13 protein-coding genes and 1 other RNA gene are annotated in these 12,808 nt (G+C 56.8%); 9 read left to right on the top strand and 5 right to left on the bottom strand.

The genetic code is table 11. The features are described 5' to 3' along the window. Positions 1 to 15: 15 nt before the first annotated feature. Entirely contained in the window at positions 16 to 1,011 is a 996-nt protein-coding gene (gene acuI / locus PH5382_RS06475; RefSeq protein WP_058333538.1) for an acryloyl-CoA reductase, read from the bottom strand. Between the two features lie 13 nt (positions 1,012 to 1,024). Then, positions 1,025 to 2,128 (bottom strand): dimethylsulfoniopropionate demethylase, encoded by a 1,104-nt coding sequence (locus PH5382_RS06470; RefSeq protein ID WP_058333537.1) that lies wholly within the window; start codon positions 2,126 to 2,128, stop codon positions 1,025 to 1,027. 299 nt (positions 2,129 to 2,427) lie between these two features. On the opposite strand from PH5382_RS06470, the gene PH5382_RS06465 reads away from it, so the two are divergent. From PH5382_RS06465 to PH5382_RS06445, 6 genes are all read left to right on the top strand, one after another. Further along, positions 2,428 to 3,156 (top strand): FadR/GntR family transcriptional regulator, encoded by a 729-nt coding sequence (locus tag PH5382_RS06465; RefSeq protein WP_058333536.1) that lies wholly within the window; start codon positions 2,428 to 2,430, stop codon positions 3,154 to 3,156. A 153-nt stretch (positions 3,157 to 3,309) separates the two neighbouring features. Continuing rightward, positions 3,310 to 3,660: a transfer-messenger RNA gene (ssrA, locus tag PH5382_RS19410) on the top strand. Positions 3,661 to 3,925: 265 nt separating this feature from the next. Then, positions 3,926 to 4,351 (top strand): ester cyclase, encoded by a 426-nt coding sequence (locus PH5382_RS06460; RefSeq protein ID WP_082645579.1) that lies wholly within the window; start codon positions 3,926 to 3,928, stop codon positions 4,349 to 4,351. Between the two features lie 179 nt (positions 4,352 to 4,530). Then, on the top strand, positions 4,531 to 5,361 hold the full coding sequence (locus PH5382_RS06455; protein ID WP_058333534.1) for a chromate resistance protein ChrB domain-containing protein: 831 nt from the start codon (positions 4,531 to 4,533) through the stop codon (positions 5,359 to 5,361). Next, positions 5,358 to 6,626, top strand: coding sequence for a chromate efflux transporter (gene chrA, locus PH5382_RS06450; RefSeq protein ID WP_058333533.1), 1,269 nt, complete (start codon positions 5,358 to 5,360; stop codon positions 6,624 to 6,626). The genes PH5382_RS06455 and chrA overlap by 4 nt, the downstream gene beginning before the upstream one ends. A 112-nt stretch (positions 6,627 to 6,738) precedes the next feature. Further along, entirely contained in the window at positions 6,739 to 7,212 is a 474-nt protein-coding gene (locus PH5382_RS06445) for an SspB family protein (protein WP_058333532.1), read from the top strand. Positions 7,213 to 7,422: 210 nt separating this feature from the next. On the opposite strand, the gene PH5382_RS06440 is transcribed toward PH5382_RS06445, so the two are convergent. After that, a complete protein-coding gene (locus tag PH5382_RS06440; protein WP_231751808.1) occupies positions 7,423 to 7,947 on the bottom strand; it encodes a hypothetical protein in 525 nt (174 codons plus the stop codon). A gap of 320 nt (positions 7,948 to 8,267) precedes the next feature. Here PH5382_RS06440 and fumC point away from each other — a divergent pair, with 320 nt between their 5' ends. Genes fumC through PH5382_RS06425 form a run of 3 tightly spaced genes read left to right on the top strand, consistent with a single transcriptional unit; the run spans position 8,268 to position 10,089 of the window. Further along, on the top strand, positions 8,268 to 9,662 hold the full coding sequence (fumC, locus tag PH5382_RS06435; RefSeq protein ID WP_058333531.1) for a class II fumarate hydratase: 1,395 nt from the start codon (positions 8,268 to 8,270) through the stop codon (positions 9,660 to 9,662). Beyond that, a complete protein-coding gene (locus PH5382_RS06430; RefSeq protein WP_058333530.1) occupies positions 9,662 to 9,850 on the top strand; it encodes a DUF4169 family protein in 189 nt (62 codons plus the stop codon). Before fumC ends, PH5382_RS06430 begins: the two co-directional genes overlap by 1 nt. Continuing rightward, complete coding sequence (locus PH5382_RS06425; protein ID WP_058333529.1) at positions 9,850 to 10,089, top strand: ribbon-helix-helix domain-containing protein; 240 nt, start codon at positions 9,850 to 9,852, stop codon at positions 10,087 to 10,089. The genes PH5382_RS06430 and PH5382_RS06425 overlap by 1 nt, the downstream gene beginning before the upstream one ends. 6 nt (positions 10,090 to 10,095) lie before the next feature. Here PH5382_RS06425 and PH5382_RS06420 read toward each other — a convergent pair whose 3' ends face one another. Further along, the gene (locus tag PH5382_RS06420) at positions 10,096 to 11,484 is read right to left on the bottom strand and encodes a cytochrome P450 (RefSeq protein ID WP_058333528.1); all 1,389 of its coding nucleotides are present in this window, start codon (positions 11,482 to 11,484) and stop codon (positions 10,096 to 10,098) included. Then, a complete protein-coding gene (locus PH5382_RS06415; protein ID WP_058333527.1) occupies positions 11,481 to 12,791 on the bottom strand; it encodes a hypothetical protein in 1,311 nt (436 codons plus the stop codon). The genes PH5382_RS06420 and PH5382_RS06415 overlap by 4 nt, the downstream gene beginning before the upstream one ends. Between the last annotated feature and the right edge of the window lie 17 nt (positions 12,792 to 12,808).

The following is a 12,808-nucleotide window of genomic DNA, read 5'->3' as shown; positions in this document are numbered from 1 at the left end:
CGATGATCACGAATTTCAGGCGTTCACATCGACAACAACGCGCCCCTTGACCTGCCCCTGCAAAATCTCGGCTCCCAGTTTGGGCAGATCAGACAACACAGCGGGCTGCACCATGGCCTCCAGTTTTTCCATGGGCAGATCCGTCGCCAGACGCTGCCAGGCGCGCAGGCGATTGTCATAGGGCTGCATCACGGAATCGATCCCCAGCAGGTTCACACCGCGCAGCAAAAACGGGATGACAGTGGCAGGCAAATCCGCTCCACCGGCGAGACCGACAGCCGCGACAGAGGCACCATATTTCATCTGGCCCAGCACCCGCGCCAGCATAGCGCCGCCAACTGCATCAATGCAGCCTGCCCAGTTTTCACTTTCCAGAGGTCGCTTGACGGTCTCGTTCAGCTCTTCACGGGCCACGATCTGTGTCGCGCCAAGACTGCGCAGGTAGTCTTCGGTCTCGGGGCGCCCGGTCACGGCTGCGACCTCATAACCCAGATTGGCGAGAATGGCCGTTGCGACCGATCCCACGCCCCCTGCAGCCCCTGTGACCAGAACAGGCCCGTGGTTCTTCTGCATCCCGTGATCTTCAAGCGCCATCACCGACAGCATCGCCGTCAGCCCCGCCGTGCCCACGGCCATGGCTTGGCGACTGTCGAGCCCCGCAGGCAGCGGCACCAGCCAGTCCGCCTTGACGCGCGCTTTTTGGCTGTAGCCGCCCCAATGGGCCTCGCCAACGCGCCAGCCGGTCAGCACCACTTTGTCACCAGGCTTGTAGCGCGCATCATCGCTGGCCTCGACAGTACCGGCAAAATCAATACCGGGGATATGCGGGTACTTGCGCACCAAGCCGCCGCCTTTGGGGCTCAGGCACAGCCCGTCCTTGTAGTTCACGGTCGAATACTCCACCGCAACGGTGACTTCGGCCTCGGGCAGCCGATCGAGGCTGATCTGCTCTACTGCTGCTGTCGCCAGCCCGCTGTCTTCGTCCTTGTTCACAATCAATGCGTTGAACATTTTCGTCTCTCCTTCAAATCCAAAACTTGTCACGTACAGTCGCCGCACGCATTCCATCGGGGGTTTCAACTTCCAGCTTTGCACCAGAATCCCAGTGGGTCATGCGCACCATGCCAATGGCTACATTTGTCCGGAAATCCGGTGACCAAGCCGCCGAAGACACCCGCCCGACCCGTTTACCTGCTGCGTAGAGCGGCCAGAATTCCGTACAGGCTGGCACCGGATCACCAGCAATCTCGATCGCCCGGATCTGTTGAACCGGCCCCTCTTTGGCCACGCGCAACAAAGCGTCACGCCCAATGCAACCAATCGCGGTATGAGTGTCGCAAAACCGCCCCAACCCACATTCATGCGGGGTGTTATCATCGGTCATGTCATTGCCATAGCTCAGCAATCCACCCTCAATGCGCTCAATCAGGTTGGGGCACCCTGCCCGCACTTCCAGATCCTGACCTGCCTCAAACAACTTGTTCCACAGGGGCATGCCGATTTCACTGTCTTCCACATAGATCTCAAACCCGCCCTGTTTGGAATATCCAGACCGGGCAATCACCAGATCGCGGCCCTGGAACTGGAAAGTTCCAAACTTGAAGAACCGGATAGATCGAATACGATCCCCAAAGACCCGTTCCAAAAGCTCTTCTGACTTTGGCCCCTGTATCGCCAAGGGAGATACATCGGGCTCATCCACCAGCACATCCAGACGCCAACCGTTGGCAATACCTTTGACCCAATACAGCAGGTCGCTATCGGCGATTGAAATCCACCAGCGGTCCTCTGCCAGCTTCACCGCAACAGGGTCATTCAACATCCCACCAGTTTCATCGACGATAGGTACATAATAGCACTGCCCCGGCAACATCCCTCGCAGATCGCGCGGGGTCAGCATCTGCATCAGACGCCCGGCATCCGGCCCCCGCAGTTCCACCTGACGCTCGCAAGAAACATCCCAGACCTGTACGTGTTTCTTAAGGTGAAGATAGTCGGCCTCGACGCTCTCGAAGACCGTCGGCAACAACATGTGATTATAGACGGTATAGGCCTTAACTGCAGCTGTTTCGACCCCCTCAGAGAAAGGGGTTCTGCGCAGACGCCGCGATGGTGAAATCAATGCCATTCTTCATCCTCCTGGCAACGGGGAACTCAATAATTGGGCCAGATTGACATCGCATCCGCCCTGTTAGCTTAGCATAGAGAACGCGAGATCGACCTGTTGGAACTGGGCACAAGGGCTGACAGGCCCAAAGCAATCAGCACTGCCGATTGCCATGCCTCTCTGGCTCTCTCTCCATCCTGCAATGGCTTTCATAGTTTCCTCCGGGTAGACCCATAACCGACTCACCGCTTGCAATTTAAATGTCAGACTTTTAAATGTCAGACAAATAAAAAGTGCAGCTCGCACAGCCAGGACCCAAAATGAAGATTGATCCAAACAGTTCAGCAGATCTCTCAGCGCAGATTGCAAAGGCCATCAAAGACGCCATCATAAATGGCGACCTGATTGTCGATCAGCGCCTGCCCTCGGAATCCGAACTGGCCGATCAGTTCCAGGTGTCGCGCCCCACGGTGCGTGAAGCATTGAAACGCCTGGCAGCACAATCGCTGATCCGCACTCAACGCGGCGCTTCTGGAGGTGCTTTTGTCAACCGGATCAGCTTTGAAGATGCCTATGCTCAGCAGATTACCACCTCGACACTGTTGCTCAGCATGAATGACGTCAGTTTCGAGACAGCCTGCGAAGCGCGCTACGCCCTTGAACGCGCCTGTGCGCCACTTTCAGCACAGCGCCGTACCCCCGATCACCTCGCCACCATGCGGGCCGAGATTTTTAGACAAGGCCAACCGGGCCTCACCGATGAGGCCTTCTGCGCTTCGGATGTTGCCTTTCACCGCGCTTTGGTTGATGGCGCTGAAAACCCGGTACTGTCCTATCAACTGGCCGGCGCGGTAGAAGCCATGCAGCCCCTGATGAACATGATCACCTTTTCGGCCCGTGACCGCGCCCGGATCGTAGAGCTGCACAGCACCATTGCCGATGCCATCGAATCCGGGAACGGAGGCGCAGCCATCGATGGGTTGACCGATCTGGAGATCGAAACCCGGACATTGGCAACAGAGGTCTTTGCCGCTCGTGCCAGTGCCTAAGCTCCTCGTACCAGTGTCTAAGACCAAGGGATGCGAGAGATGGGCCCGCGCAGGTCCGCGCAGGTCAATGGGCTAGCAACCTCCAGAAACACTTTGCCTATTTTCATACGGGTTTCATACGGGAGCAGCGACTTAGCAGAAATTCTGGACTTTTCCCTTTAACTCCCTGCAGCGCGCGCCTATATTGATTTTGTTCCTTCGGGAACTATGGACATAAATGCGCTCGTAATACACGGATCGGACCCGGGGGCGGTACCCGGCGACTCCACCAAAAATGCTTCATTTGGGCATCATGGGGTCGAAACAGGATCGACGGACGTCTAAAGGGGTTAGCTTTGTCTCGGCTGTCTGCCACCGTTATCGGCGAAAACTGTACAATTGCAAATGACAATCGTGCTCCGGTAGCCCTGGCTGCGTAAGCAGTTCGGAAAACCGAAAATTAAGTCCTTGTGCCTAGCAGCGTAAGGCGGGGTTCGCAGGTACCTGGCAACAGAAACCTGCATTTCCCCTCCCTCATTTCCCCTCATTTCACTATGGTCTGTGCAGCTAGGTCAGTGTTGATCAGCTCAGTGTTGATCAGAATGTTCACGTCGCCTGATCATCAGGCGGAAGATTGTCCTTTCAGAACATTTATTTCGAATTCAAAGCTAAAGCCTCACCAATAGACTTGGACAAAACCCGCAGCTTCGCCACGCACTTGGTTCAAGTTAGGGATTTGTTGAGAGGACTCACCTCACACTTCTAAGTGGAAATATGAAGTGGGGACAGAATGTCGAAATCAGAAATATTGCTACACTGGCTTAACGAAGCATTTGGGAATAAAAACCTGCAATCTCTTGAAACGCTTATGACCCCGGACAGCCACTGTTGTGGTGCATTGTCCCGAGGACCGATTGGGAAAGCCGAGCTCGCAGAATTTATCCTTTGCCTGCGTAGCCTAACCGGGCCCTGCCGATTTTCCATTTCGCACAGCATTGAACAGGATGATTGGATCGCCGCCCGCCTCCATGTCCATACCTCTTCCGCTAGAACCGGAGAGGTCTTTGACTTTACCGATCATCTGATGGTCCGGTTCGAGGGAGAAAAATTGGCCGAGATACTCAGCCAATCAGACTATTTCACCTTGTTTGAAAAGCTTGGACAATTGCCCAGCGACGCTCTTGCCGCCTGCATGGGCGGGCAAATTTTGAATTGACCGACTTGCCCAAACCCAGCCCGCCCTGAAATCAACGCCCCTGATCGCTGTTTGATCCCTCGCTTGACAAATTCTGAAGCGAGCCGCATCACTAAAGTCCTGGGGAGCGTCGCGAACGCCCCGTGAGGCGCCAAGCCCAAGGTTCGCATGTTAACCCTTGCGTGCGAGGAGACATGCCCATGGCTGCCCCAAACGAAATCACCCCCGCCCAACTGTTGCGCCTGATCGGCACAGCCAACGCGCCGCGCCTGGTCGATATCTCGATAGATGAAGATTTTGCAGAAGACCCCTATCTGATCCCCGGCTCCTTTCGCCATTCCCATCGAGATATCGATGGGCTCAAGGCCCGTCTCGCGGGCCAAAGCTGTGTGCTGATTTGTCAGCGCGGCATAAAACTGTCTCAGGGCCTCGCCTCTTGGCTGCGCAGCGACGGGATCGAGGCCGAATACCTTAAGGGAGGCATGTATGAGTGGCGTGCGACGAAGGATGCCCCCCGGATCCCCTTTGCCAATTTGCCGCCAACGACTGATGGAAGCAGTCTCTGGGTGACCCGGCACCGTCCAAAGATTGACCGCATTGCCTGCCCCTGGCTGATACGCCGTTTTATTGACCCGCATGCAAGATTTCTGTTTGTTTCGCCAAGCCAAGTCGCCGGTGTTGCAGACAGATATGGCGCCACGCCCTTTGATGTTGCCGAATGCAATTGGTCGCACCGCGGGCCGCTCTGCACCTTTGACACCATGCTAGATGAATTCGCCCTGCGAACCCCGGCCCTAGACCGCTTGTCCACCGTTGTGCGCGCCGCCGATACCAATCGCCATGACCTCTCTCCTGAGGCTGCGGGCCTGCTGGCAATCTCTGTCGGCCTGTCGCGCCAGTTTCGCGACGATCATCAACAGCTTGAGGCTGGACTTGGGCTCTATGATGCTCTTTATCGCTGGGCCAGGGATGGTCAGGGCGAAGCCCATGACTGGCCCACGGGTGGCCGACTAACAGGAAAGACAACATGAAGACGGTATCTTGGCGCGAGATGTGGCGGGTCTTCGGACGGATTGGCCTGCTGAGTTTTGGTGGGCCAGCCGCGCAAATCGCCGTGATGCACCGCGAATTGGTCGAGGAACGCCCCTGGCTCAATGAAGAGGAGTTCCTGCGCGGGCTGTCCTTTTGCATGCTGCTGCCGGGACCAGAGGCGATGCAGCTTTGCACCTACACCGGCTGGCGTCTGCGCGGAACCTGGGGCGGGCTGCTGGCGGGGCTTTTGTTTGTGCTGCCGGGCGCCTTTGTCATTGGGCTTCTCGTCTGGCTTTATGCCGCTTTTGGGGCGCTGCCTGCGGTGCAATCTGCCTTTTTGGGTATCAAGGCCGCCGTCGTTGTCATTGTTTTGCAAGCGCTTTGGCGGCTCAGCAACAAGGCCCTGAAACGCCGACAAGACTGGCTCTTGGCCGGATTTGGCTTCGCGGCGCTGTTTCTTTTGCAGCTGCCCTTTCCTCTGGTCATTCTAGGTGCTGGCGTTATTGGCCTGTTGCGCCCGCCTGTTGCGGATAGCTCTGCTGCTGCCGCCGAAAACCTGACTTCCCACAACACCCTGAAAACCATGGTTCTCTGGGCAGGACTATGGCTCACCCCACTGCTGCTACTCAGTTTCAGCGGAGCAGAGTTTCTGGCCGGTATTGGCTGGTTCTTTGCCAAACTGGCGGTTGTCAGTTTTGGCGGTGCTTACTCAGTTTTGGCCTATATGAGCCAGACCGTGGTGACGCAGCACAACTGGGTCAGTGCCGGGGAGATGATTGATGCGTTGGGACTGGCAGAAACCACACCTGGGCCCCTGATTCTGGTCACGCAGTTCGTTGCCATGCTGGCGGGTCTCAAGGAGGGCGGGCTGCACTTGTTTTTGGCTGCAGGGGCAACGGCTCTCTGGGCAACTTTCACCCCCTGTTTTTTGTGGATTTTTGCCGCCGCCCCCTATGTTGAACGACTGGCCAGCCATCCCCGGCTCGGTGCAGCTCTCAAGGCAATCACCGCAGCGGTGACAGGTGTCATTCTCAACCTGATGATCTGGTTCACCCTGCATGTTGTGTTTCAAAAGGTCACCTCCTACAGCATCGGCCCGATTTCCATGCCCTGGCCCGAAATCCACAGTCTTGATCTGACTGCTCTGGTGCTGACACTGCTCGCACCTGTTGTCGCGATGTCACTGCGGGGAAATTTGCTGGGGCTGCTGGCCGTCATGGCCGGAATGGGCCTATTTGCCCCGTCAGTTCTGGCCGCATTTTAGACTTCACGCGTAGGGCTAGGTGCCTAAAATAGTTGTAAAACATCGGGCTGCACTCTTTAGTTTCCCGTCGAATCCCCTATGCTGGTGCAGCAATTTAAGAGGGGTCTCTTTCATGTCCCGCGAAATCGACTACGGCAATCTGATGCATTCCGCTATGCGCGGCCTTATCCGCACCGTCCTCCAGGAGGTTGCGGACCATGGTCTGCCGGGCAATCATCATTTTTTCATCACCTTCGACACCAACCATCCAGATGCACAGCTGGCGGATTGGTTGCGCGATCGCTATCCCGGTGAGATGACTGTGGTCATGCAGCACTGGTACGACAATCTCGAGGTGGGCGAAGATGGCTTTGGCATCACCCTGAACTTTGGCGACGCGCCAGAGCCGCTGTATATTCCCTATGACGCGATCGAAACCTTTGTTGATCCATCGGTCGAGTTCGGCCTGCGCTTTGAAACCGCCGAAGAAAACGACGAAGACGTTGACGCGGCAGGCCAGCTGGATGAAGACATGCCAGAAACCGAGGAAGATTCGCAAAAATCGACCGAGGGTGATGTTGTCTCGCTGGACAGTTTTCGAAAATAGCCGCCGCATTCTTTGGTCTGCGAAATGCCTGCAAATTGAAAAAGCCTCGCAATCCGCGGGGCTTTTTGACTCCGGTTCAGGAATGCAGGGTCAAGAATTATGGATCAAGGGTTTGAGCCCAGCGGCCAACTTAGACAGGTCTGATTGCTGAACGCCCAAGACGCTTGATCTTCGGCTACCACTGGTAGAATAGACAGCCCTACTGCCAAATTACTCACGTATGAGATCAGTCACCAGCTCGCGTATGGGCTGTCCGTTGCGATGCGCGGTAAAGACCAGATGCAGACCTGTATCTGTCAGACTGCGGTCATACTGCTGCATCTCATAATCGCCATTTTGGTGGATGAACATTGAAAACACGGTCAAGGTTTCGCCAATGATCCGTGCCCAAACATAGGGACGCCCCTTCATCGGGTCGTGCTGGACTGCGTGGCCAAAGACGTTGCGCTGCATTGCTGCGGCAAAGATCCCATCACGACCACTCCCGGTGAATTCGATCTCATAGGTCTTCTCTTTGCGACGCCCATCATCTTTTTCGGTGATTGAGCTCCATTTCACCATAAAACCCTTTCGGGTCTCGGTGATTTCAACGCTCATGTCGCGCGGATCCACATCCCCACCCGCATAGATCACATCGACCGAACCCGTATAGCGACCGTAGAATTCCGAAATCTCATGCGCCATGGCCCCGGGCGCCAGAAAGACAACCGCACAGATCAGCCACAACAGCCGCAAAGCCAAGCCGACAGGTGAGACAACACTTTTGCTCCGGGCGCAGCTGGGCGGCGTACAACGGCTACGGGAGCTGGCTTGAAAACTATGTGACACGGCAGAGGTTCCTGTGCTGCTTTGACGGGGCCTGATACCATAGTCTAACTATCCAGTCCCCACTGGCAATGACATGAGACAAATGGAACGGGTTTCAAACGGAACGCTTCTCTTTCTCCCTATACGCCGACCTGCGATTGGCTATGCTGCGCGCAACTGGCCAATTGCGTCACGAGGACGCTCAGGATAAACGGCATGCAACGGCATACCAGACGGAGAGAGACAAGATGTCCGATACCCGCACAGAAACCGACAGCTTTGGTCCGCTAGAGGTTCCTTCCGACAAATATTGGGGCGCTCAGACCCAGCGTTCGATCATGAATTTCCCGATTGGTTGGGAAAAACAGCCCGTCGCCATCGTGCGCGCGCTCGGCGTGATCAAACAGGCCTGCGCCATGGCGAACAAGGCCAGCGGCAAGATGGAGACCCCCATCGCGGATGCGGTCATCCAGGCCGCCTCTGAGGTGGTCGCAGGCAAGTTCGACGACAATTTCCCACTGGTGGTCTGGCAGACCGGGTCCGGCACCCAGTCCAACATGAACTCCAACGAGGTCATCGCCAACCGCGCGATTGAAATCATGGGCGGCGTGATTGGGTCAAAAGATCCGGTACACCCGAATGATCATTGCAACATGGGTCAGTCGTCCAACGACACCTTCCCCACTGCGATGCATATTGCTGCCGCCATGACCACGCGCGATGTGCTGCTGCCCGGTCTCACCAAACTCGCCGAGGGTCTTGAGGCCAAATCGGAAGAGTTCAAAGACATCATCAAGATCGGCCGCACCCACACCCAGGATGCGACACCGCTGACACTGGGTCAGGAATTTGGCGGCTACGCGCATCAGGTCCGTCAGGGCATTGCACGTATCAACGCAGCTCTGCCTGGTATTTATGAACTCGCACAGGGCGGCACCGCCGTCGGCACTGGCCTGAACACCCAGGTTGGCTGGAGCGAAACAGTGGCAGCCAATATGGCCGAAATCACCGGCCTGCCCTTTGTCACCGCCCCCAACAAATTCGAAGCTCTGGCAGCCCATGATGCCATGGTCTTTATGTCGGGCGCTTTGGCTACCGTTGCCGGCTCCATGTACAAAATCGCCAATGACATCCGGTTCCTGGGCTCTGGCCCGCGGTCGGGTCTGGGTGAGCTGATCCTGCCGGAAAATGAACCGGGATCATCAATCATGCCCGGTAAGGTCAACCCGACCCAGGCCGAGGCCATGACTCAGGTTGCGGCCCATGTGATGGGCAACAATGCCGCTATGACATTCGCCGGCAGCCAGGGCCATTTCGAGCTCAACGTCTATAACCCGATGATGTCCTACAACCTGCTGCAATCCATGCAGTTGCTGGGCGATGTGGCTGACAGCTTCACGACCCGGATGCTCAACGGTATTCAGGCCAATGAGCCGCGCATCGACAAGCTGATGAAGGAAAGCCTGATGCTGGTGACTGCGCTCGCGCCGACAATTGGCTATGACAACGCCACCAAGGTTGCCAAGACCGCGCACAAAAACGGCACCACTTTGAAAGAAGAGGCCATAGCGCTTGGCTTTGTCGACGAGGCGACTTTTGACGCTGTTGTGCGGCCAGAGCAAATGATCGGTCCCAAGGACTAATGGCAGAGCCGGTCAACCTGAACCGGTTTCGAAAAGAAAAGGCGCGGGCCGATAAAAAGGCCCGCGCTGATCAAAACGCTGTGAAATTCGGCCGCACCAAGGCAGAAAAATCGCTCGACAAGTCCCGCAAGGACCAAGAGATCCGTCGCCTGGATGATCACCGGTCTGATCCTGAAAAGCGTCATTGATGAGCAGCCGCCCAAAAAAACACTCCCTGACCCTGCGCGGTCATAGAACCTCGGTCTCGCTCGAGGATCCTTTCTGGAATGCCTTTCGCGCAATTGCTGCCAGAACAGGACGTCCAATCAATGAGTTGGCAGCCGAAATTGATGAAGAACGCGGTGTGGACTCTGGGCTGGCCTCGGCCATTCGCCTGTTTGTTCTTCAGGATCTTCAGGCACAATTGACGGCGCAGAGCGACACCTAAGCACAGCTATTTTGCGCGGCGTGGGGTGATCCGCAACCAGATCCCGCTGTGCGACCGCACTGTCAAATGTGCAACAGGCACGGGCTCGGCGTCCTCAATCGGCTCGACCTTGAAATCACGCAGGATCATCGACAGGATCAAAGGCCCCTCCACCATGGCAAAACCAGCACCGGTACAGACACGGGGACCGGCGGAAAACGGAATATAGGCCTCGCGCTGGCACTGCTTGCCATTTTCTGTCTGCCAGCGGTTGGGGTCAAACCCATCCGGATTGTCCCAAAGCCGTTCGTGGCGATGCAAATGCCAGGGGCTGACCACGATCTGCGCGCCTTTGGGAACCTTTCGATCCCGAAAACTCACCGGGCAGCTCGCCTCGCGCACCATCATCGGAACCGGCGGATAGAGCCGCAGCGCCTCGCGGAACACATCCCGCGACAAACGCAGCTTTGACACTGCGGCAAAGCTGTCATCCTCCAGTGCAACAGATTCCTGCGCCAGGCGCTCCTGCCACTCTGGGTAAAGCGCCATGAGGTAAAGCGTCCAGGCCAGAGCCGAGGCACTGGTCTCATGCCCGGCCAGAAAAAAGATCGCAACCTGATCGACCATTTCTTCGGTCGTAAACTGTTCACCAGTTTCTGGATCACTGGTGGTCATTATCTTAGTCGCCAGATCATCCGGAGCGCCCCCCGATTTGATCGCAACCATACGATCGCGGGTCAGGTCAGTGATCAGTGCCCGAATTCTGGCCGCATTGGCGCGGGTCCCACGCCGAAAAAACCGCGGCATCCAATTCGGCACCGGCAGAAATGCCGCCAGATTGAGCAGCGGCTGGCTGCGCTGGTAGTCACGAAACCGGGAAAACACCTCTGAGGCTACTGAATGTTCGATGGGTATAGAAAACAGGGTGCGAAAGATCACATCCGCTGCAGCGTGGCTGGTGACTTCCTCGATTTCAATGTCAGCGCCCTGCCCGGCCTGCCTTTGCAAACGGGCGACGGCGGCCTCAGCTGCCGCGCGCATCGCTGGAAATGTCTCTTTCAGCCGCCCCCCTTCAAAGGCTGGGTCAATGATACGGCGCTGCCGCTTCCACTCTTCGCCATTGGTCAGAAAAACTGAATTCCCCAGCAGCGGCTTCAACCCTTCGGCGATGCGGTCGGATTTGGGAAAATGTTCTGGCTCGTCTTTCAGAACCCTTTTGATCAGCGCGGGCTGGTTTATCATGAAAGACCGAAAGCTTGGCGCACGAAACTCTGCCATCCAGGCGTGATACAGCTTGGCCGGTTGCGCCGACAGGATGTCCTGGCGAAACAGCTTTACATAGCGCCACAGCGAGACCCGGTCGGGACGTGCTGCGGGCTTCGGGGGCATCGGGCGCAGAGGATCAGAGGCACTCATCCCTTGGCCACCGACGTGTATTTGGAGACTGCAACATCAATTCGTGAGCGCGAAGGCTTGCGACCGTTGTAGCGCGCCCGCAGTGTGCGCGCGCCTGCCGTGATACGAAAATAGTCATAGTCCCCAGGCCGATCAAAAGCGCAGAGATATTGAAAATGCAGCCTGAAAAAGCGCCAGCGCAGGGATTTCCACCGCGCGGGGCTCAATGTCTGGGTAAATGCGGCCGAAATCACTAGCGGCCAGCGCTTATTATCTGGGGCGACACCACTGACTGAAACTGGATCACACAGGGCAAAGGCGCAGCCATCCCCCGGTGCCGAGACATCGACCCAAGTGATTTCGTCGCGCGCCGCGAGATAGCGCAGATCCGCGCGCAGACGCTCGGCACGTGGTAGAAAGGAGACCATTGGCACCACCTGCCCCAAGGTCAGAAATCCAAGCGTGGGAGGCTCGTGCGGCAAGCCCTCCCGGATCAGATCCGCAAGCACCGAAACCCCGACATGTGCGCCCGACGAATGCCCGACAATCAAAACCTCATCCACATCGTTTGCCTCAAGGCACACTTGAATCTGCGCCCGAAACGCTGCAATGCGCGCTTCAAGCGCTACTGAGTTTTCACCTTTAGAATCAGCGGAGTAGGCGTAGTCATGCATCAGATAGTAGGCAAAAAACCTGCCATCCTGTTTTTTGAACCACTGCAAAAGCACACAGGATGCCGCTGCGGCAACCAGCCAGCCCGGAACCACAAACAGCCATGACTGTGTTCCCAGCTGCTGCTGCAATAGGGTCTGCCAGCCTGCTGAGATGCCCCAGAACATCAATACCGCCAACGCGGCCTGCAAAAGAAGCATCCCCACCGGGTAAAGCGCTGCAATCACAGGCCCTTTGCGCAGACGTACCAAACGCGCCAAAGCGCCGGAAGCGACATAGACCCAGACCGTACGTAGCAGTTGCAGATAGGTGCCAACTATTGAAGCGTCCATGCTGTCACGCACAATATCGGACCAAACGAGAACGCTGAAATCGGACCGTACCTCGACGCCTTCGATCCGGGACGAAACCCGCCAGCCATAGGAGCGCCTGGCCCTGCCTGACTTTGCGGTCCCGGATTTATCCGCGCCGTTTTGCGCCTGCAGGGCGATCTCATAGCCAGATATTTCTGCCTGAGCACGCGCCTCTTTGCGGTACAATTCGCGGTAGCGGCGCGGATGAATGGGATCATAACCGGGGATGTAAAACACCCGACGTGTTCTGACCACAGGCTCCTCTGCGCCGTTGTCGATATTCTGTCTCTCGGTCCCGTCCATGTCCTGGCCTCTTATCC

The sequence above is a fragment of the Phaeobacter sp. CECT 5382 genome (genome assembly GCF_001457775.1).
In the GTDB taxonomy this organism is placed as follows: Bacteria; Pseudomonadota; Alphaproteobacteria; order Rhodobacterales; family Rhodobacteraceae; genus Pseudophaeobacter.
The sequence above is the reverse complement of the archived record's forward strand: the minus strand, read 5'-3'. Positions and strand labels throughout refer to the sequence as shown.

Coding starts and splice junctions, on each gene's coding strand:
- acuI (WP_058333538.1), bottom strand. CDS start 1,011: ATGTTCAACGCATTGATTGTGAACAAGGACGAAGACAGCGGGCTGGCG.
- PH5382_RS06470 (WP_058333537.1), bottom strand. CDS start 2,128: ATGGCATTGATTTCACCATCGCGGCGTCTGCGCAGAACCCCTTTCTCT.
- PH5382_RS06465 (WP_058333536.1), top strand. CDS start 2,428: ATGAAGATTGATCCAAACAGTTCAGCAGATCTCTCAGCGCAGATTGCA.
- PH5382_RS06460 (WP_082645579.1), top strand. CDS start 3,926: ATGTCGAAATCAGAAATATTGCTACACTGGCTTAACGAAGCATTTGGG.
- PH5382_RS06455 (WP_058333534.1), top strand. CDS start 4,531: ATGGCTGCCCCAAACGAAATCACCCCCGCCCAACTGTTGCGCCTGATC.
- chrA (WP_058333533.1), top strand. CDS start 5,358: ATGAAGACGGTATCTTGGCGCGAGATGTGGCGGGTCTTCGGACGGATT.
- PH5382_RS06445 (WP_058333532.1), top strand. CDS start 6,739: ATGTCCCGCGAAATCGACTACGGCAATCTGATGCATTCCGCTATGCGC.
- fumC (WP_058333531.1), top strand. CDS start 8,268: ATGTCCGATACCCGCACAGAAACCGACAGCTTTGGTCCGCTAGAGGTT.
- PH5382_RS06430 (WP_058333530.1), top strand. CDS start 9,662: ATGGCAGAGCCGGTCAACCTGAACCGGTTTCGAAAAGAAAAGGCGCGG.
- PH5382_RS06425 (WP_058333529.1), top strand. CDS start 9,850: ATGAGCAGCCGCCCAAAAAAACACTCCCTGACCCTGCGCGGTCATAGA.
- PH5382_RS06420 (WP_058333528.1), bottom strand. CDS start 11,484: ATGAGTGCCTCTGATCCTCTGCGCCCGATGCCCCCGAAGCCCGCAGCA.
- PH5382_RS06415 (WP_058333527.1), bottom strand. CDS start 12,791: ATGGACGGGACCGAGAGACAGAATATCGACAACGGCGCAGAGGAGCCT.